This is a genomic window from Rhizobium sp. Rhizsp82 (genome assembly GCF_047325115.1).
Classification (GTDB): Bacteria; Pseudomonadota; Alphaproteobacteria; order Rhizobiales; family Rhizobiaceae; genus Rhizobium.
The window spans coordinates 21935-40935 of record NZ_CP168572.1 but is presented as its reverse complement, the minus strand read 5'-3'; the positions used below and the strand labels follow the sequence as shown (position 1 = coordinate 40935).

The window sequence follows — 19001 nt, the reverse complement described above, 5'->3', positions numbered from 1 at the left end:
CAATCCAGAAGCACCGTTTTGGAGCCGCTCTTGCCATCTTCAAGCCATAAGTCATCGGTCGAACGCCGCGCCGAAGAGCTCGACACGATCGCGTCCGTTCTGCCGATGGAGCGCCGCGACGAGCTTGCGGAATTGCTCACCGACCAGGATGTCGAAACGCTCAAACATCTCGTCAACCAGGGTATGGGCGACAATACCCTACGCGCCCTGACATCGGACCTCGCGTATCTCGAAGCCTGGGCACTGGCCGCGACCGGACAGTCCCTGCCCTGGCCGGCGCCCGAAGCGCTGCTGCTGAAATTCGTCACGCACCATCTGTGGGATCCGGAGAAACGTTCGGCCGATCCGGATCACGGCATGCCTGTAGACGTCGACGACAACCTCCGGCGCCAGGGCTTTCTCAAATCCGCCGGCCCGCATGCACCGGATACGGTCCGCCGCCGTCTGGCCAGTTGGTCGACCCTGACGAAATGGCGTGGGCTTCCAGGCGCCTTCGCCTCTCCTGCCCTTAAATCCGCCATTCGTCTGGCCGTGCGGGCCGTCCCGAGGCAGCGCCGTCGAAAGAGCGCCAAGGCGGTGACATCAGACGTGCTGGCAAAAATGCTGGCGACCTGCGCAACGGAGAGCTTGCGCGATCTGCGTGACAGGGCGATCCTGATGGTCGCCTTTGCGTCGGGCGGCCGCCGGCGCAGCGAGATCGCCGGAATGCGACTGGAGCAGATTACCGTCGAGCCGCCGATCGAGACGGAAGACGGCCCTCCCCTCCCCTCTCGCGCCATCCATCTTGGCCGCACCAAAACCTCGGGAGCCGATCACGATGAGGTTGTCTATCTCACTGGCAGGCCCGTCGAGGTGCTGGATGCCTGGATCGAAGCGGCGAGGATAGAGAGTGGCAGCGTGTTTCGGAAGGTTGATCGCTGGGGCAATGTGTCGAAGCGGGCGCTGGAGCCGGGAGCGGTCAATGCGATCGTCAAGCAGCGGGCGGAGATGGCCGGATTGGAGCCTGGGGAGTTTTCGGCGCACGGGTTGCGGTCGGGGTATCTCACCGAAGCCGCCAACCGCGGCATCCCGCTCCCTGAGGCCATGGAGCAATCCCGCCATCGCTCTGTCCAACAGGCCTCGAGCTACTACAACAACGCAATACGCCGGAGTGGACGAGCTGCTCGAATGCTGTAGTCGGCCAGAATGTAAGTTCCCGTCTTTGATCGTTTAAGGGTTCGGCACCTCGCGCCAGCATTTACACAACCAACGCGGTCGGGTGGTGGATCGCGGCCGGAAGGCAAAAAACACTGCATGCTCAAAAATCACCAGCAAGTTTCGCGCCGAGATTTCGTGGCCCGTAGCGCGAAGCGGATTGCGTGACATGCGCACTTAACTTGAATAGACAGCTCCAGGAGCCTTATGATTGGAAGATGCGGACGCCGATGCAAGATACAGTCGTTTTGCCTAATCCCACAGATCAAGACGTTTTGGAATTGATGCGCATCCACAGCCTATCCGGAATGCCCGAGTTTATCAGCTTTAGCGATGCGGGATATCCTCCCAGGTTTTGTCATGTCGCAGCCAAACACGCGGCCATGACCAACAGCGGAAAGCGGGTTCACGGGCGCGCATTTTGGCGGTTTGTGCACGATTATGGGGATGGACGAGTCTCCGAGGTACTCGTTGCCGAACATCACAGTGTGTTGGAAATAGCCGGCACGCTCGTCGATGTAACGCCACCGGCCCACGATCCGAACCGGATCCTCTTTCTTCGAGACGATTCTGCAAATATCGTGTCCATCAACGGTACAAACATGATGCGGACCGATCTCACGAATATCGAGGAAGCGCGTTTCTTGTTCAGAGGCGAGCCTATCGATGTATCTCAGCTCGCCATGCCAGAAGACATCCGATCTGGAGCGGAAACCTATGCCGCGCAAATTGGGTTCAGAATGTCAGACTATCCGACGGACGCTCTCCATGGATGAGTAGGTCACTAGTCAGGGACCTAGAGAAAATGACTGGTTGGTGCTGGCCGGCTGATCCTCGATGCGATCTTGGCTCAGCAAATCGAGCGGAAGCCCCGACTATCTCCCGGACGCAGCCGGGAGATAGTAGTCCATCTTGAGATGTGCAGCGGTCACGGGCAACTCTATAAGCTTGGCGTCTGGTCTTGCGCCAGGTGGTAGCATGATAAGTGATGCCTCTGCCCTGCCGCCGTTCTCGTAGAGTTCGAGAGTGGTCAAAAAACCCCTAAACGCATGTTGCGGCAAACCGCGGACCGACCATTGCGACTTGTCGAGCTTGGATGTCTCGATATACGTTTCAGCCAGCCGGCGCGAGTAGAACAAGGGTATCCGCTCTTTTGAATTTCGGGAATCTCCTGGTAAAGCGAGGTGGTTTCCAGAAAGTTTTCCATCTCGCAACTCCATTATGGTCCAGAAAGGCTCTCCAACGACATCTTCATCCGGCAGGAGAAGACTTCCAATCCTTTGGGCGATCAACTCGCCCAGCTTGGGGAGGTCGCCAAAATCAAGTACGCTGATCCTGTGGTGATCGCAGTAGTCTTGCGCTCCTTCTTGGAGCCCGTTGCGGCTGATCACGATGCCAACGACGGAACCGATATCGTCAAGCTTGGCACGAAAGTCGCGAACCTCTTTCAGTGGAATGGGACCATTCCAGTCTTTGCATTCAATCGCCACTTGATGCAGTACGCCAGCTTTTTTAAACTGGTAATAGACATCAATTTCGTTCGACGTATTCGACTTGCCTTTGATTTTGGCACGCCTCGCGACCAAAATTCCTTCATCGCGCATATTCAAGAGGTAAGAATAGATCTGCCGGACGTCTTCTTCAAATTCAGTTCCGTCGTTCATAATTCACCAAAATATGGAAACAAAACGACTTCTGTTTGCCTTCCATTGTTTAAGATTCAACTAAGGAACCCCATCCAACGCTGGTGGCACTCCAACCTCATGATTGGCGGCCGGGATACCGAAGCTAGCTGCCGCCATCGGCCCGATGCGGGAAGACGAATACTGGCGGGCAAGGCGACGTCGTCTACCTCTCCTTCCGGCTGGTGGAAGCGCTCGATGTTGGGAGACAGCAGTGAAAATTGAGCGCGGGCGCGTGATTTGGCCGATCGGCTGGGGCACCGTGTCGCCACAGCCACCGAATCCGCGGTCTATCAATGCGATTTATCAAGCAGCGGATGGAAATGGCGGGTTTGAATGCGGATGAGTCCTTTGCACACGGGTCGCGTTCGGGATCTCTAACCGAAGCTGCCAACCGAGGGACCTCTCTCCCCGAGGCGAGGGAGCATCACGCTATCGGTCCCCTTCAACAAACGTCGAGCTACTATAACAGCGCGACACGGCGTAGCAGTCGCGCTGCGAGGCCCCTTTAATTGCTTCGGCATCTGCAATTTGGGACAGACCAAAGCAACGACCCGAGCTCAAACTCCAGCCCACATTGCGTTCCCGCGAATTGTCCCCTTAGACAGTCGCTTCAAAGTTCTTCAGGGGCGCAGAACGCTCAAGCGGGAAGACCGGTTTCGACGCAGCGAGCTGCAGCGGAAATACCGGCTTGCTAGCATAGCGCACCGGTGAGACCTGGCCCCCTGTCGCCTCGACCGTTTCGACCAACGGAAAGATAGGCTTAGACGCGACATGTGTCGTACCAGCCGTGTTTCCCATCAGCCAGCCCGCAACGACCGAAATGCAGATTGCCAAAATGGCGCCCGCCGCCTTCCTACTATCCACCGGAGCCCTCCGGTTGAGTTTTGCCATTGCCTTGTTCATCGTCACCACGGTCGTCCGATAATCGTCGACATATGCAGCACGATGTTCATCGATCAGTCCACGCGCTTGGGAAAGCAGCCTTGGATTCTCACGCTCCAATCGTTCCAGCATCGGCTTCAGGGCTCCTTCTACGCAGATCGGCTCATCGATACCGTCAACCGGATAAGGCACGCCCTCACCGTCATCGACATCGGCACGAACCGCGCAGAAAGTCTCCCTAAAATTGGCGAGGCGGGGGTTCAGCTGGATCGCCCCGGCATACACTTTGACAGACTGGGCTAGTATGCTGGGTGCGTTATGTACCTTACCATCCAACTTCACAGCATCGTAAACCGACGCAAACGCATGCGCGAGGTTATAGAGGCGCTCCCAGCCACCGCAGCCGTACTTCATCGCGACCTTGGACATTGCCTCCAGCGCCCCAGAGGTGTGAAGCCTGATGTGGAGTGAATTAATCTCCTTGTCGTAGCCAGCATCCGGCGGGATTTCAGAAATCACCCAGTTCGCCATGTTTCCAGCGTAGGCCATAAAGAACACATCGCAGGGATGCAGTTCGAGTTGGCCGGGATCAAGCTCTTTCAAGTCTTCGACAGCGGTCAGCAGCATCTCCGCCGTCGACTTGATTTTGGCCACATTAGCGCAGGCGTACCGTACCCGCGGATCGGTCCCGGAATTCAGCTGTTCGATCGCGCCATCAACACCCTTCAGCAAGCGCTTCATTGCACGGGCTTTCGGATACCTCTCGCCCGCAACATCATCCAGATATTCACCACGCTCAATGTGAAGCTGAAGCTGCGTCTTGTCCGTGATGCCAATCGTCCGGTCGCAGATGCGCTGCGCATCAATCAACCGCTGGAAGTATGAGAACGGGATCCGGTCCTCAACGACACGGTCATAGAAGACCATCTCGATTCCCTCAAGGACTTCCGTATGTTTTGCCTTGCCAGCCAACCTGATGCTCAGAGGAGCCTCCAAATTTTTGGCGCCACGCTTCGACGCAAGCTCGGCGGCGAGTTCAAACTGCTTAAATGATGCGATGTTCATCAGAAACCGCGTCATGTCTTCGAGAAACTGGCTGGTACGCATCGGTGTTCTCCGGTTTGATCTCACCCCTCAATATAGGAACGAATTTGGGCCGATTTAGCGAATGCCCAAATTCGAAATTTTCCAATCGAAAATCGAATGAACGGGGCTCTCAAAGCGCATCGCGCCTGTAGAAAGCTCAAGATCGAAATCCAGTAAGCCGTTTATTTTCCAGGCCTTAGCGCTCGAAATTACGCATTCGTAGATCGGGCTCCGTGCTGAAGCGGTCGTGTGACCGCGTCTTAGCAACGGAGATTTGCGATGCGCTCGCTCCTCACTTTTCTCGCCGCCGGCATCATTTCGATGCACATCGGTGCTGCTCATGCCGATCTGAGAAACCAACAGCAGTCACGCTGCCAGCCGCTGACAAAAGCGGCGGTTGAGGTTCTGATCGGTCAGGTGTCCAAGGACCTTGGCGCCGATCCTGAAGTTATGGTGCGGATCGCACGGATCGAATCCGGTCTCAATCCTTGTGCCTATAACCGCTCGGGCGCTACGGGCTTGTATCAGTTCCTATCGGGTACCGCGCGCAAGTATGCTCTTGTCGACCGCTTCGACGCAGAAGCCAGCACCCGCGCCGCGATCGCGCTCCTGTCCGACAATGCGCACTATCTGCGCAAGATCCTTGGCCATGAGGCCCCTCCCGCATTGCTCTATATGGCGCATCAACAGGGCGCCGGCGGTGTAGCGAAGCTCGTTCGAAACCCCGACAAAAAGGCCGCTGAGCTTGTCGGCACCGCAGCCATTATCCAGAACGGGGGACGGGCAGATTGGACGGCTCGCCAGTTTCTCCAGCTCTGGATCGACAAGTTCGATGCCGTGCGCTGATTAGAAGCCAGCGTAAGGGACACCCGGGCAGCAAGGCTTCCCGGGTGGTGGCGAATCGACCTCCAGGATTCTCGAAGGAATGGAGGAGTTCTCGCGTCTGGCTGCCGGCGATTTCCTGGGTCTCCATATTGCCACCCCAAAATTCATGAGCGACGTGAGACTCCGCATCCAATAATTTCAACAAGATAGCGCGGCACTTAAATTGAGATCGGGCACTTAATTTGAGATTCGCCGGTTCGATTTGGCACTTAATGCGTGATTCACCGCGTAGAAAAAGATAACCACCGATGGCCAAGCTTCATCGGAAAATGCGAAATATTACGGAACGTTATTTGCGAATCGGAGAGCGTCAAGCGCCGAAAATCGAACCGGCGAATCTCAAATTAAGTGCCATGTGCTGCCGGAACGGGCACATTCTTACAGTTAAATGCCAAACGACAACGAACTTCGTCGAAACGGCGGGCTGTCACGACGTCACGACTTACGGCCGGGTGACTATGGACGAGCCAACTGTCAATAAAGCCAGCTGCTCACGGGCGATATCAACTCGATCCACCAGCGAAAGAATTACCCCTGCGATACCGCCGACGATCGGGATGGTTTAAGCGAGATATTGGCCGAGCTTATTTGACGACCACTGCGCTGACATGCTTGTCAAGCTCCTGTTTTAGGATGTCAAACATTTCCTGCTCGTGCCCTTCCCAAGGCTGACCATTCGGCCAGAGCGAAACCCTAAAGGCTTCGGGATCCTCTATAGGGGAGTAAACGTAGCCCACCCTTCCCTGCAGCGAATATGCACCGAAGACCGGTACGCCTGGGACCGTCGGTGGCAAAACACCAAGTGCGAAATGACCATCGCCAGTATATACCTGCTCAATATCCTGGTGTGTTTCCTCCCCCCATCTAAGCGTCGGGAACTTAAAAGTGTAGAAACCGGAATGGGCCAGGTAGCGGTGGTGTTCCCCACTCGCGCCGACCGCCACCGGAAAACCACCGACGGTGTCTCCGAGATCTTTGTTTGTTAAAAGTCGATCGAAGAAACGAGACCTGAGGTTGCTATTAAATAGCGATTCAGTGTCCGTCCTCGCCTTGTCTATCAATCCAGAAAACGGAGAGACGTCTCCGATCGCACAAATATCGGGTACTTCAAGCACCGCCCCTCTGCGCAACATCAAGAGAGTTGCACAGGGTTTATGAGCGGCAATGATGTAGTCCGTCTCACCGCTGGTAGATGCCTCTCGAACAAGATCAATAGCTCCCTGCTCACCCCTTGCACCGAGGGCTTTTCTGGCCTCTCGGATGACAAGTCCTGCTACATCGGCGTTGCCCGCGTAGCCCACGGTCAGCGTATTTCCGAGAACAACCAGCTTTAATCGCCCTGGGATGACATTGGGCCCAGTCGCTCCCGCATTCCCAATTTTCGTGTCGGCAAGCAGAAGAATCTGTTCTTCTTTTTTCTGTGCGATGACGATGGTCACTCGGTTATTTCCCATAGCTGTTGTAGGCAAAGGATAGGCTGAAACCTTCTCAGCGTATCCGTTTCTCACAATTCCCTCGCTGGGTAAAACTCGCCTTGCATCTATTTTTGTTGGGAGCTCCCAACTAAGCGATTTCGTCCATGCCTCAATGCCGTTTCGCTACGCCGACCTAACCTGACCTGGAGCACCGGCACGCATAAGTGCCATCAACATAGGACCGAGGCTGAACTCGCCCCTTTCCGCACGGGCGGTTAAATCCCGCAGATATCCTCCAGCTGATTTGATGTGGCCCTCCCGCTCGAGAATACATGCGATTGCCACAGCAGCGTTCTCGGGCCCCATCACCTCGCAAGCCTCCTGATAAGCCGACGGCGAAACGCCCAACATTGATCGGACGACCACCGCCGCTGTCATCAGTTCCCGCCAGTGCTCGATTTTGCCGCCCGGCGCGTAATCCGAAATCTGCGGGCATGCCCGAATGACCATACCCAGCGGAAAGCCCTTAATCGGCTCGCGTTGGCGGCTCGGTTCTTGCCTCGCCCTCTCGCCCAGCTCATTTCCAGAGCTAGGTTCAAATTCATAGATGGATTCGGTATTTGAATTCTGTATGTGATGACGGATATCGTCATCATTGGCGTCGGATTCTCGTGAAATAAGCTGAACTTCCAACAAGTTGACGATTCCTTCGCGCAACAGCGTGAGTTCGTCGAGGGTTTCTTCTAGGCCCGTGGTCGTATTGACGGTCCGAAGACTGCTAATGATGGCAACAAAGTGGTTCTCAATGCTCTGCCAGTCGCCCGAAACGCCCTCCTCGATCGCTGCGGAAATGAGCTTTCGTATATCGCGACGCGCGATGGTGATCTTCTCCTTGATCAACTTCACGCGCCGCTTTTCCTCAGCAACACGCTGAGCCATGAGTGCGAGTTCTTCGGATCGCGCGAGCAGCGGGGCCAAGCTGAATCCGTAAGCAGTTTCGATAGAACCGTCTCGGCCCTTTCTGGCGTAGCGCTTGCCGTTCGGGCTATCATTGCGAAGGATCAGACCAGCCTGGACGAGAAGCGCCAAGTTCTCCCGCAGCGTCGTGCCGGCTATGCCATTGGCACGGGTGGATAGCTGCGCGTTTGATGGAAACACAATGAGATTGGCGCCTTCGATCAGATCCGTTTCGGGATAGAACGACAGAAGGGCGTTCAGTACTGCCAGCGCCCGATCTCGCAACCCCAGCAGGGAACGCGCGTCACAGGCGTCTCGGTAGATCTTCCACTTGTCAGCCGATTTGCCCTTCTTGATGCCAGCGTACTCAAACTGAGTTTTCACCAAGGCAAGCGTCACCGGCCGCCGCCCAAAGGGCGTCGTTATGTGTTCTGTCTGCATTTTCCTCTACCTTTCAAAAGGCAACAGAAAAACGCTCACCAAAACAGTGCCAACGACTCTTGACGTGGATTCCTGGAAATGCGATTCTCTTAGGTGCGAACTAATTGAGAAGGGCTTCCGGGATCCGTTTCGGGGGCCTTTTTCTTTGCCGGGTCAGTGCGGTTGAGCCACCTACCACAGAGTTAGTTCATCGCTCATCTCCATTAGCATTGAGTTCCTGAAATTCCTTGTAAAGCTGGTCCAGCTTCGCCGAAACAAACTGTCCAAATGCTGGGACGACCTTTTCTTCGAAAGTAATGGACGTCTTACCTCCACGCGCCTCGACGCGTGCAGCTCGTTTTCCAAGCGGGGTCTTCCAAAAGTCCGTCTTCGTGGCGCGCGATTTCTTGCTCGGCTCGCTAAGGGCACGCAACAGCGCGTCCAACCGCGCGTCGCTTTCCAGTTTGCTCTCCGCGAAACCAACGAGTAGCTCATGGGCAGTTTCGAGTTTGGCGGGGGAGGAGAGATGTTCGACGAGCGCCATCCAACGCGCGCGTCCGGCTTTCGGGGCAGGGCCAATCAACTTGACCAAGTCGTGAGGCACCTGCCGCGCGATAGCGACATAGCGGCTCACATCCGCTTTGTCCGAGACAAGCGCTGCGATGATCGTAGGCCGGTCGCATCCATCGTCTTCAAGGTTCTTTGCAAAGAACGCCTTCTCGATAAACGATAAGTCTTTTCGATCGAGGTTTTCGCGGCCTTGGGCAATATAAAGCTGGCTGTCCGAAAGGTTGCGAACAATCGCGCGGACAGGACGCCCGAGTTTTTCCGCTGCCTTCACACGGCGGCGACCGTACGCGATCTGGAACCGTCCCGACGCCTGTGGGTTCGGCCGCACGAGAATCGGGACCTGCTGTCCGTGTTCTGCGATGCTAGCTACTAAAGCATCGAATGCGGGATCCACATCGATTGCGATTCGGTCGACGATCTTCGACATATCGATTGATGCGGTTTCAATGGAGATGACAGCCTCACCTTCGGCGAGCTGCTGCTGGAGTTTGTTCGCCTGTTTCGCATTCTCAGCCATCTCATGCAGCGACGAGCCCATAGCCGAGATGGCGCCTGTGCGCACGCGGTCGACTGACTTGGACGCTGATGAAGCCGTTGCAACAGGCTTCTTCAGGAAGAGGGAGTCGATTGAATCCTTCCTACTCATATTGCATCTCCTGGTCTAGTCGAGCTCGAAACTCCGGCTCTGTTGGGAGCTCCCAACACCCGGTGAGCCGGACCGGCATTTACGGTTTTGAAAGGGCCCATCACCCGCGGCCCCAGGCTAGTTTGATAAGCGTTTCAATCTCGGAGTTTACAGCATCCAGCGCTTCCATGGCCCTGTCGTAGGTGGACCTTGTCAGGTTCTCGCGTCCGATTTCGTAGAGTGTCTGCTTTGTGAGTCCGGCATCCGATACAGCCGCAGACTTGACCATCGGATTTGTAAGGACATGATCGTCAAACAGGTTCCGGAGCAAGGCCGCCACTTTCGTTTGGGGGGCGTCCTGTGGCTCGAACCGCGTCAGCAAATAGCGGATGAAATCATATTTGAGGTCGCCACCAGCCTCCCGGACGACACCGAGGAGGTCACGGGTCATCAGCAGGAACTGGCTCATCGACGAGATGTCGAGCATCTGTGGGTGTACGGTCACGATCATCGCTGTCGCGGCGCACAGCCCGCTCAGGGTAAGGAAGCCCAACTGGGGCGGACAATCAATCACGACCACATCGTAATTGTCGGCAACGCCGTCGAGTGCTTCCGCGACACGCGCGAAGAAAAGCGTTTCACCACTGCCGCCTGCACTCAACGCCTTGGGAGTCGTGTGCTCAAACTCCATAAGCTCGAGATTACCCGGCACGAGATCGAGTCCGTCGAAATAGGTAGGGCGAATAACCTCAGATAAATCGCGGCGCTCCTGGTCATATCGGATTGCAGCGTAGAGGGTTTGGTTGGACGCGACATCCAGTTCCGGGAGAACGCCGAGCAGGGCGGATAAACTCGCCTGCGGGTCGAGATCCACAGCAAGAACCCGATAGCCCTGAAGTGCCAGATATTGCGCAAGATGAGCAGACGTCGTCGTTTTGCCTGACCCGCCCTTGAAGTTGGTCACGGCGAGGACTTGGAGATGCTCGCCTGGACGGCGGTGGGGGACGAACTCGATGCTTCCGCGTCCGCGGGTCGATTGTGCCAACAATTGCCGAATTTGATTGATGTCGGAGAGAGTATAGAGCCGTCGACCGTTGCTCGTCGTTTCCGGTTGAGGGCCTTCGCCAGCCAAGGTCATTTTTCTCAGCGTGGAATCAGATACACCCATCAATCGCGCGGCTTCGCCGGAGGTGAACTTGCGTAGAATCTTTTGAGAGGTCGGGGGAAAGAGCGCTTCGCTCATCGACTGAAGGTGGGAGCTCAGCAAATCGGCCTGCTCACCAATGGTTTCATCGACGCTGGGCAAAGCCTTACGGTTCGAGTGTGTCGCGAAGCTCACGTTAGAATCTCTCATCACGGATTTTTTGCCAGAACGGCAGAATTACCGTGACGATACTCAAAACCCTTTCATTGGCAAGGACTTAATGGTTAACAGCCGTTTAACGAAAGCGAGACGAAATACCGATTGCAAGCCTATTTGGCGATACATTCCCGATAGTTAGCAGATCATTCGCGCTTCCGCGTTCTCGATCTGTTTATCTGTGAATCCTGCAAGCCAATCTGGCCGCGTTGGGTATGAACGGACCTGATCTCCCTAAACTCGGCGATCACCGCAGTGCGACTCACTCGCCAAACATTGCAGGATCCTCCAACTATCGCTCAATTCTGTTCCATGCTGACTTCTCCGCCGATCAATGACGACGGAGAATTGCATGCAGGTTTTCGCGCTCACCAAACCGCGGAATGTTCACGAAGCTCGGCTCATCCAGCAACATCACCGGCTACGCGCTCGCGTCTTCGCTGAGCGGCTGGGCTGGGAGGTCAACGTTGTAGATGGCCAGGAATCGGATGGGTTCGACACTCTTAATCCAACCTACGTGTTGGCGGTTTCCAACGCCGGCGATGTGGGTGGTTGCGCACGGCTCCTGCCGACTGTTGGCCCGACGATGGTGACGAACGTCTTTCCGTCGCTTCTACCGAAGGGCGGGCTGAACGCCCATCCCGCAATGATCGAGAGCTCCCGCTTCTGCGTTGATACCACCCTTGAGGAGGGCAGGGGATCGGGCTCGGTGCATGAGGTAACGCTGACCATGTTTGCGGGCATCATCGAGTGGTGCCTCGTGAACGCCATCACCGAGATTGTTACCGTGACCGATCTGCGGTTCGAACGCATTCTCAGCCGTGTCGGCTGGCCGCTTCGGCGCATTGGCGAGCCGAGCCGTATCGGAGTGACCATAGCTGTCGCTGGAATCCTACAGGCGAACGCGGAAGCGTTTCAGAGGCTGCGCCCGTCCAGCTATCGCTCTCAAATCACCGGCCCTCTGGGCCAGGCAGCTTAAGGAGAAAGCCGTGAACCAGCTTCGCTCTCATCCTCGACTTGTCCGCAAGCTTCAGGAGGCGCTCGGCGATCAGCTCTGCGTCGCTCTCGATGATTCAACCGTGGTCGAAATCATGCTCAATCCGGACGGCAAACTATTCATCGAAAGGCTTGGCCATGGCGTGGCACCTGCAGGAGAAATGTCGTCTGCAGCGGCGGAAATGGTGATTGGAACGGTGGCGCATGCGCTCCAATCCGAGGTCGATACCGAGCAGCCGATCGTCTCAGGCGAACTACCGATCGGAGGCCATCGTTTCGAGGGTCTTTTGCCACCCGTCGTCTCGAAGCCGGCATTCACCATTCGTCGTCGCGCCTCGCGCTTGATCCCACTTGAGGATTATGTGCGTTCCGGCGTGATGAGTGAACAGCAAGCGTTGACGATCCGCAGCGCAATTTCGTCCCGGCTCAACATCATCATCTCCGGCGGGACCGGCTCCGGCAAGACGACGCTCGCGAACGCCGTCATCAACGAAATCGTCAAGTCGGCGCCTGACGACCGCCTCGTCATCCTCGAGGACACAGCAGAGATCCAGTGCACAGCCGAGAACGCCGTCCTTCTCCACACAAGCGATACTGTCGATATGGCGCGGCTGTTGAAAAGCACGATGCGCTTGCGTCCCGACCGCATCGTCGTCGGCGAGGTCCGTGACGGCGCTGCGCTTACGCTGCTCAAGGCCTGGAATACTGGACATCCGGGGGGCGTTTCCACAATTCACTCGAACACCGCCATGTCGGCGCTTCGTCGTCTCGAGCAACTGACTGCTGAGGCCAGCCAGCAGCCGATGCAAGATGTAATTGGAGAAGCGGTCGATCTCATCATCTCGATCGAGCGAACGGCAAGGGGTCGGCGCGTTCGCGACGTCATCCAGGTCGAGCGCTACGCCCGCGGCGAATACGAAATAGAATCCGATGAGCTCACGGAAGAACAGGAGGCGCGCCATGTCGCGTAAAAACGCTGTTATTGCCGCAGCACTCCTTGCAGCGCCCATCATCTTGGTGTCAGTGGCCCCGGCTCTCGCGAGTTCCGGCGGCGGCCTCCCGTGGGAAGGTCCGCTGCAACAAATCCAGGAATCGATTACCGGACCAGTCGCCGGCGCCATTGCGCTTGCCGCAGTGGCGATCGCCGGCGGCATGCTGATATTTGGGGGCGAACTCAACGATTTCGCTCGGCGGCTCGTCTACGTCGTGCTCGTCGCCGGTATCCTGCTCGGCGCGACCAATATCGTCGGTCTTTTCGGCGCCACCGGCGCCTCGATCGGACTACCCCACGAGCGAGCCACAAGCGAAGAAGGGGAGGGGGCTCATGGCTGAGTCCCCATCCGGACTGCAACGCAACCGCATCCACCGCGCGCTGTCGCGTCCGAACCTTCTGATGGGCGCGGACCGGGAACTGGTGCTGATCACTGGTCTTGCCGCCGTCATCCTCATCTTCGTCGTTCTCACGATCTATTCAGCGCTCTTCGGCGTGGCCGTCTGGATCGTCATCGTCGGGCTTCTGAGAATGATGGCAAAGGCGGACCCACTGATGCGTCAGGTCTATATTCGCCATATCTCCTACAAGCATTACTACAAGGCGACCTCCTCGCCGTGGCGCCGGTATTGAGGAGCAGGCATGGTCGCTCTCAAACGCTTCCGGGCCAGCGGCCCATCCTTTGCGGATCTCGTCCCCTATGCCGGCCTCGTCGACAATGGCATCCTTCTGCTGAAAGACGGAAGCCTGATGGCCGGCTGGTACTTTGCCGGGCCGGATTCCGAAAGCGCGACCGACTTGGAGCGCAACGACCTGTCGCGGCAGATCAATACAATCCTGTCGCGGCTCGGGAGCGGCTGGATGATCCAGGTCGAGGCGGTACGCATTCCGACATTCGACTATCCGTCGGATGATCGGTGCCATTTCCCCGATCCGACTACGCGTGCGATCGACGCCGAGCGACGGGCACATTTCGCGCGCGAGCAGGGGCATTTCGAGAGCAAACACGCGCTCGTCCTCACGTATCGGCCGCTCGAGTCCAAAAAAACGGCGCTCAGCAAATACATTTACTCGGACGAGGAGAGCCGTAAGAAGAGCTATGCGGATACGGTGCTGTTCGTCTTCAAGAACGCTGTGCGCGAGATCGAGCAGTACCTCGCCAACACCCTTTCGATCCGCCGGATGGAAGCACGCGAGGTCTTAGAGAGGGGAGGGGAGCGGGTCGCCCGTTACGATGAACTACTGCAATTCGTTCGCTTCTGCATCACTGGCGAGAACCATCCGGTCCGACTGCCCGATGCGCCGATGTATCTCGACTGGATCGCGACGGCTGAGCTCGAGCATGGCCTGACCCCAAAGGTTGAAAGCCGCTTCCTTGGCGTCGTGGCGATAGACGGTCTGCCGGCTGAGAGTTGGCCGGGGGTCCTGAACAGCCTTGATCTTATGCCGCTCACCTATCGCTGGTCTTCGCGCTTCATTTTCCTCGATGCACAGGAAGCAAGACAGAAACTGGAGCGGACCCGCAAGAAATGGCAGCAGAAGGTGCGGCCATTCTTCGACCAGCTCTTTCAGACGCAGAGCCGTTCGGTCGACCAGGATGCCATGACCATGGTGACCGAGACGGAAGACGCCATCGCCCAGGCTTCGTCGCAGTTGGTCGCATACGGCTATTACACGCCCGTCATCGTTCTCTTCGATCACGATCGCGAAGCATTGCAGGAAAAGGCAGAGGCGATCCGCCGACTTATCCAGGCGGAGGGCTTCGGGGCGCGGATCGAAACGCTCAACGCCACCGACGCTTATCTCGGCAGCCTGCCGGGTAACTGGTATTGCAATATCCGCGAACCGCTGATCAACACCAGCAATCTTGCCGATCTCATCCCGCTCAATTCCGTCTGGTCGGGAAACCCGGTGGCCCCGTGCCCGTTCTATCCGCCGAACTCGCCGCCGCTGATGCAGGTGGCGAGCGGCTCCACGCCGTTCCGGCTGAACCTGCATGTCGATGACGTCGGTCACACACTGATTTTCGGCCCAACCGGTTCGGGCAAGTCGACGCTGCTGGCGCTGATTGCGGCGCAATTCCGGCGCTACGAACGCGCCCAGATATTCGCCTTCGACAAGGGGAACTCGCTCCTTCCCCTGACGCTCGCCGCCGGCGGCGATCACTATGAGATCGGTGGCGACGCTCAAGAGGAAGCAAAGGCGCTGGCCTTCTGCCCGCTGTCGGACCTTGCGAGCGATGCAGATCGCGCATGGGCAACCGAATGGATCGAATGGCTGGTTACCCTGCAGGGTGTTACCATCACCCCCGATCATCGCAACGCGATCTCGCGCCAGATCGGCTTGATGGTCAGCGCAGCCGGACGGTCGCTGTCGGACTTCGTCAGTGGCGTGCAAATGCGCGAGATCAAGGACGCACTTCATCACTACACGGTCGACGGCCCAATGGGTCAGCTTCTCGACGCGGAACAGGACGGCCTTACACTCGGTGCGCTCCAGACTTTCGAGATCGAGCACCTGATGAACATGGGCGAGCGCAATCTCGTGCCCGTGCTGACCTATCTGTTCAGGCGGATCGAGAAGAGGCTTGATGGCTCACCGAGCCTGATCGTTCTCGACGAAGCTTGGCTGATGCTGGGCCATCCAGTGTTTCGCAGCAAGATCCGTGAATGGCTGAAGGTGCTGCGCAAGGCCAACTGCGCCGTCGTGCTTGCCACGCAATCGATCTCGGACGCCGAGCGGTCCGGAATCATCGACGTGCTGAAGGAATCCTGCCCAACGAAAATCTGCCTTCCGAACGGCGCCGCCCGGGAACCCGGAACCCGCGAGTTCTACGAACGGATCGGCTTCAACGAGCGGCAGATCGAGATCGTTTCGAATGCAATCCCCAAGCGGGAATATTACATCGTCACCCCTGAAGGCCGGCGGCTGTTCGATATGGCGCTCGGCCCCGTGGCGCTCAGCTTCGTCGGCGCTTCTGGCAAGGAAGATTTGAAGCGTATCCGCACGCTCAGTTCCGAACACGGCCGCGACTGGCCGATCCACTGGCTTGAAACGAGAGGAGTTCAAGATGCCGCATCGCTGCTCAACGTCGAATAGATTGGTCGCTGGTATGGCGGCGGTCGTATTGACGATCGGCGCTGTCATGCCCGCGGACGCCGGCACGGCCACCGGGGCGGCGACAGAATGGACGCAGGTCCTCAACAATGGTGAGCTCATATCTCTTGTTGGCCAATCCGGCGAGCAAATCCAGAACCAACTCACCCAGATCAGCCAGCTCGCGCAGCAGATCGAAACGCAGCTCAATATCTACCAGAACCTGCTGCAGAACACCGCAACCCTTCCGTCGCACATGTGGGGGCAGGTCGAGAGCGACCTCAATCAGTTGCGCAGCATCGTCAACCAGGGCCAGAGCATCTCGTTTTCCATGGGCAATGCCGATGACGTGCTGCAGCAACGCTTCCAGAGCTATTCGAGCCTCAAAACCAACCTGCCAGACAATGCTTCTTTTTCGGCGACATATCAGTCCTGGTCGGACACCAACAGGGACACGATCGCCAGCACACTGAAGGCGGCAAGCCTGACCTCCGAGCAGTTCGAGAGCGAGGAGGGCACGATGTCCTCGCTGCGGTCGATGTCTGAGACCGCCGACGGGCAGATGAAAGCTCTGCAAGTCGGGCACGAAATCGCTGCACAACAAGTCGCGCAGATGCAGAAGCTTCGCGGCCTTGTCTCCCAACAGATGTCGATGATGGGAACCTGGCTGCAGACCGAGCAGACCGACAAGGACCTGGCGCAGGCGCGGCGGGAGAAATTCTTCAACGCCGAGGTCAGGAGCATTCCAGAAGGTCAGAAGATGGAGCCCCGCTGGTGAATCGCGCGGTCGTCATTGCCTTGCTCGTACTCGTTGCCGGTCTCTCGGCTGCTGCAGCGGTGCTGGTCATCAACATCAGAGAAAATGGCAAACCTCCGCTCACTGACGAGCAGCGTGCCGCTCGCGAAAAGTTTTTTGGCTCCGACAAAGAGTTGCCGCCGATCAAGGATGGCCAGGAGATGCGTCCAAGATGGTGAAATCTAATCTTGAACGATCATTCGTGATCGCGGGCTTCCTTTGCCTCGTCTTTGCGGCCCCCGCCTTCGCTCAACAGGGACAAGTGCTAACCGAACTGGAAAATCAGGTTTCGACCGCCGCTAAAGGGTGGGAGACCACCATCATGGATGCGGCGAAATCTCTGTTCTGGATCCTGGCAACGATCGAGGTGGGCATTGCCGCGGTCTGGCTGGCGATCCAGGCGGCGTCCCTCGACAGCTGGTTTGCCGAGCTTGTCCGGCGCATCATGTTCATTGGCTTTTTCGCCTTTGTTCTCACGCAGGGGCCGACCTTTGCCCGAGCGGTCGTCGACAGCCTCTTCCAGATTGGCGCCGGCGGCGGATCGGCGTCGCCCGCCGAAGTGTTCGACGCCGGCATCCGGGTTGCCTCCCAAATGTCGCAGCAGGCACAATTCGGCGTGTTCGAGGACAATGCTTTGGCGATCGCGGCTGTGTTGGCAATGGGCGTCGTCGTCATCTGCTTCTCGCTGGTCGCTGCGATTTTTGTGTCGGTCATGGTGGAAATGTACGTCGGCCTACTTGCCGGCATGATCATGCTCGGGCTCGGGGGATCCTCCTTCACCAAAGACTTCGCGGTCCGTTATCTCGTCTACGCCTTCGGCGTCGGCATGAAGCTCATGGCGTTGGTGATGATCGCAAAGATCGGATCCGAGGTCCTGATGGGCTTGGCAAACGCGCCAACCGCCTCCTCAGACCAGTTCGTCACGACGCTCGCCATCGCCGGAATCTCGGTCGTGGTCTTCATCATCGCCATGTACGTGCCAAACATCATTCAGGGTGTCGTTCAGGGCGCTTCCGTCTCAGGCGGCACGGAAGCAATCCGTCACGGCGGCCAGGCGGCATCTTTTGCCACGGGCGCCGGTTTCCTCGCGGCGGGTGCGGCGGGTGCAGGCTTTGCGGCTGCCCAGGCCGCGCGCGCTGCAGGTTCATCCGTCGCAAGTGCCGCTCTTCGTGGCTTCGGTGCAGGTATCGGCTCCGCGGGGAAAGCGGCCGGCTCAGCTGCCAAGGAGAAGGCCATCGGCTCTCCCGGCGCCTATGCCGGGTCGATACTCGGTCTTGCCAATTCCAAGCTGGATCAGGCGCGCAGCGGGCACAGCGGGCCGAAGCCACCTCCCGAACGCAAAGACTAACAGCAATCAGAAAGTGATCGATCATGGCAGCGAACCGCGCCCCCGAAAACCCCTATCTTGCCGCGCGCCAGGAATGGAACGAGCGATACGGCTCCTATGTGCAGGCGGCCGCGGGATGGCGCATCGTCGGCATCCTCGGCCTGACTATGGCGGTGATCGGCTTCGGGTACGCGATGTACCTCAGCACCCAGGTAAAGCTGGTTCCCTATATTGTCGAGGTTGATAAACTCGGGACCGCGGTGACCGCCGGCTATCCTCAGCAGATCGAATATGCCGACGTTCGGGTGGTGCGCGCCACGCTCGGCAATTTCGTCACCAGCTTCCGTTCGATCACGCCGGATGCCGTCGTGCAAAAGCAATATATCGATCGAACCTACGCACTTCTTCGGACATCGGACCCCTCGACAGAGAAGATCAACGCCTGGTTCCGCGGTAACTCGCCATTTGAAAGGGCGAAGTCCTCGACCGTTGCGATCGAGGTCAACAACATCGTCGCGCTCTCAAACCAGACTTATCAGATCGACTGGACCGAATACGAACGCGATCGCAAGGGCAAGGAAATCGGCACGCGCCGGTTTCGCGGGATCGCAACGGTGACGATTACCGCACCGCAGGACGAGGCGACCATCCGGTTCAATCCCATCGGTCTGTATGTCCGGGATTTCGACTGGACAGCACAGCTATAAGGGCAGGGG

At 57.6% G+C, this 19001-nt stretch carries 18 protein-coding genes; 12 read left to right on the top strand and 6 right to left on the bottom strand.

The window, feature by feature from the left end; translation table 11 throughout:
- Nucleotides 1-18 precede the first annotated feature (18 nt).
- Entirely contained in the window at nt 19-1176 is a 1158-nt protein-coding gene (locus tag ACEN84_RS32335; protein WP_413712614.1) for a tyrosine-type recombinase/integrase, read from the top strand.
- Nucleotides 1177-1424: 248 nt separating this feature from the next.
- Nucleotides 1425-1970 carry a hypothetical protein gene (locus ACEN84_RS32330; RefSeq protein ID WP_413712613.1) on the top strand — a complete coding sequence of 182 codons (546 nt, stop codon included), beginning with the start codon at nt 1425-1427 and terminating at the stop codon, nt 1968-1970.
- Between the two features lie 99 nt (nt 1971-2069).
- On the opposite strand, the gene ACEN84_RS32325 is transcribed toward ACEN84_RS32330, so the two are convergent.
- Together ACEN84_RS32325 and ACEN84_RS32320 are read right to left on the bottom strand one after the other, a co-directional pair.
- A complete protein-coding gene (locus ACEN84_RS32325; protein WP_413712612.1) occupies nt 2070-2858 on the bottom strand; it encodes a restriction endonuclease in 789 nt (262 codons plus the stop codon).
- Between the two features lie 618 nt (nt 2859-3476).
- Entirely contained in the window at nt 3477-4868 is a 1392-nt protein-coding gene (locus tag ACEN84_RS32320; protein WP_413712611.1) for a hypothetical protein, read from the bottom strand.
- Between the two features lie 258 nt (nt 4869-5126).
- Between ACEN84_RS32320 and ACEN84_RS32315 the strand changes: the two genes are divergently transcribed.
- On the top strand, nt 5127-5693 hold the full coding sequence (locus tag ACEN84_RS32315) for a transglycosylase SLT domain-containing protein (protein ID WP_413712610.1): 567 nt from the start codon (nt 5127-5129) through the stop codon (nt 5691-5693).
- A 623-nt stretch (nt 5694-6316) separates the two neighbouring features.
- Here ACEN84_RS32315 and ACEN84_RS32310 read toward each other — a convergent pair.
- The 4 genes from ACEN84_RS32310 to repA form a co-directional block, all read right to left on the bottom strand.
- Entirely contained in the window at nt 6317-7171 is an 855-nt protein-coding gene (locus ACEN84_RS32310) for a hypothetical protein (protein ID WP_413712609.1), read from the bottom strand.
- Between the two features lie 159 nt (nt 7172-7330).
- Nucleotides 7331-8545, bottom strand: coding sequence for a plasmid replication protein RepC (gene repC, locus ACEN84_RS32305; RefSeq protein ID WP_413712608.1), 1215 nt, complete (start codon nt 8543-8545; stop codon nt 7331-7333).
- 187 nt (nt 8546-8732) lie between these two features.
- Nucleotides 8733-9740, bottom strand: coding sequence for a plasmid partitioning protein RepB (gene repB / locus ACEN84_RS32300; protein WP_413712607.1), 1008 nt, complete (start codon nt 9738-9740; stop codon nt 8733-8735).
- Nucleotides 9741-9840: 100 nt separating this feature from the next.
- Complete coding sequence (repA, locus tag ACEN84_RS32295) at nt 9841-11073, bottom strand: plasmid partitioning protein RepA (RefSeq protein WP_413712606.1); 1233 nt, start codon at nt 11071-11073, stop codon at nt 9841-9843.
- A 358-nt stretch (nt 11074-11431) separates the two neighbouring features.
- Here repA and traI point away from each other — a divergent pair, with 358 nt between their 5' ends.
- From traI to ACEN84_RS32250, 9 genes are read left to right on the top strand one after another with little or no spacing between them, the layout of a single operon-like run.
- Nucleotides 11432-12058, top strand: coding sequence for an acyl-homoserine-lactone synthase TraI (gene traI / locus ACEN84_RS32290; protein WP_413712605.1), 627 nt, complete (start codon nt 11432-11434; stop codon nt 12056-12058).
- A 10-nt stretch (nt 12059-12068) separates the two neighbouring features.
- Nucleotides 12069-13046, top strand: coding sequence for a P-type conjugative transfer ATPase TrbB (gene trbB, locus ACEN84_RS32285; protein WP_413712604.1), 978 nt, complete (start codon nt 12069-12071; stop codon nt 13044-13046).
- The gene (locus tag ACEN84_RS32280) at nt 13036-13407 is read left to right on the top strand and encodes a TrbC/VirB2 family protein (protein ID WP_413712603.1); all 372 of its coding nucleotides are present in this window, start codon (nt 13036-13038) and stop codon (nt 13405-13407) included. The genes trbB and ACEN84_RS32280 overlap by 11 nt, the downstream gene beginning before the upstream one ends.
- Complete coding sequence (locus ACEN84_RS32275) at nt 13400-13699, top strand: conjugal transfer protein TrbD (protein WP_413712602.1); 300 nt, start codon at nt 13400-13402, stop codon at nt 13697-13699. Before ACEN84_RS32280 ends, ACEN84_RS32275 begins: the two co-directional genes overlap by 8 nt.
- Nucleotides 13700-13708: 9 nt before the next feature.
- Entirely contained in the window at nt 13709-16165 is a 2457-nt protein-coding gene (locus ACEN84_RS32270; protein ID WP_413712601.1) for a conjugal transfer protein TrbE, read from the top strand.
- Nucleotides 16137-16940: a P-type conjugative transfer protein TrbJ gene (gene trbJ, locus ACEN84_RS32265; protein WP_413712600.1), complete on the top strand. Its 804-nt coding sequence runs from the start codon at nt 16137-16139 to the stop codon at nt 16938-16940. Before ACEN84_RS32270 ends, trbJ begins: the two co-directional genes overlap by 29 nt.
- Nucleotides 16937-17137 (top strand): entry exclusion protein TrbK, encoded by a 201-nt coding sequence (gene trbK, locus ACEN84_RS32260; protein ID WP_413712599.1) that lies wholly within the window; start codon nt 16937-16939, stop codon nt 17135-17137. The genes trbJ and trbK overlap by 4 nt, the downstream gene beginning before the upstream one ends.
- A complete protein-coding gene (gene trbL / locus ACEN84_RS32255) occupies nt 17131-18306 on the top strand; it encodes a P-type conjugative transfer protein TrbL (RefSeq protein WP_413712598.1) in 1176 nt (391 codons plus the stop codon). Before trbK ends, trbL begins: the two co-directional genes overlap by 7 nt.
- 23 nt (nt 18307-18329) lie before the next feature.
- Nucleotides 18330-18992: a conjugal transfer protein TrbF gene (locus tag ACEN84_RS32250; protein WP_413712597.1), complete on the top strand. Its 663-nt coding sequence runs from the start codon at nt 18330-18332 to the stop codon at nt 18990-18992.
- Nucleotides 18993-19001 lie beyond the last annotated feature (9 nt).

Excerpts from the sequence above, each read along its gene's own strand:
- traI (WP_413712605.1), top strand. The coding sequence starts at position 11,432 with ATGCAGGTTTTCGCGCTCACCAAACCGCGGAATGTTCACGAAGCTCGG.
- ACEN84_RS32330 (WP_413712613.1), top strand. The coding sequence starts at position 1,425 with ATGCAAGATACAGTCGTTTTGCCTAATCCCACAGATCAAGACGTTTTG.
- ACEN84_RS32270 (WP_413712601.1), top strand. The coding sequence starts at position 13,709 with ATGGTCGCTCTCAAACGCTTCCGGGCCAGCGGCCCATCCTTTGCGGAT.
- ACEN84_RS32325 (WP_413712612.1), bottom strand. The coding sequence starts at position 2,858 with ATGAACGACGGAACTGAATTTGAAGAAGACGTCCGGCAGATCTATTCT.
- repB (WP_413712607.1), bottom strand. The coding sequence starts at position 9,740 with ATGAGTAGGAAGGATTCAATCGACTCCCTCTTCCTGAAGAAGCCTGTT.
- ACEN84_RS32315 (WP_413712610.1), top strand. The coding sequence starts at position 5,127 with ATGCGCTCGCTCCTCACTTTTCTCGCCGCCGGCATCATTTCGATGCAC.
- trbJ (WP_413712600.1), top strand. The coding sequence starts at position 16,137 with ATGCCGCATCGCTGCTCAACGTCGAATAGATTGGTCGCTGGTATGGCG.
- trbL (WP_413712598.1), top strand. The coding sequence starts at position 17,131 with ATGGTGAAATCTAATCTTGAACGATCATTCGTGATCGCGGGCTTCCTT.
- repC (WP_413712608.1), bottom strand. The coding sequence starts at position 8,545 with ATGCAGACAGAACACATAACGACGCCCTTTGGGCGGCGGCCGGTGACG.
- ACEN84_RS32250 (WP_413712597.1), top strand. The coding sequence starts at position 18,330 with ATGGCAGCGAACCGCGCCCCCGAAAACCCCTATCTTGCCGCGCGCCAG.
- ACEN84_RS32275 (WP_413712602.1), top strand. The coding sequence starts at position 13,400 with ATGGCTGAGTCCCCATCCGGACTGCAACGCAACCGCATCCACCGCGCG.
- ACEN84_RS32280 (WP_413712603.1), top strand. The coding sequence starts at position 13,036 with ATGTCGCGTAAAAACGCTGTTATTGCCGCAGCACTCCTTGCAGCGCCC.
- repA (WP_413712606.1), bottom strand. The coding sequence starts at position 11,073 with ATGAGAGATTCTAACGTGAGCTTCGCGACACACTCGAACCGTAAGGCT.
- ACEN84_RS32320 (WP_413712611.1), bottom strand. The coding sequence starts at position 4,868 with ATGCGTACCAGCCAGTTTCTCGAAGACATGACGCGGTTTCTGATGAAC.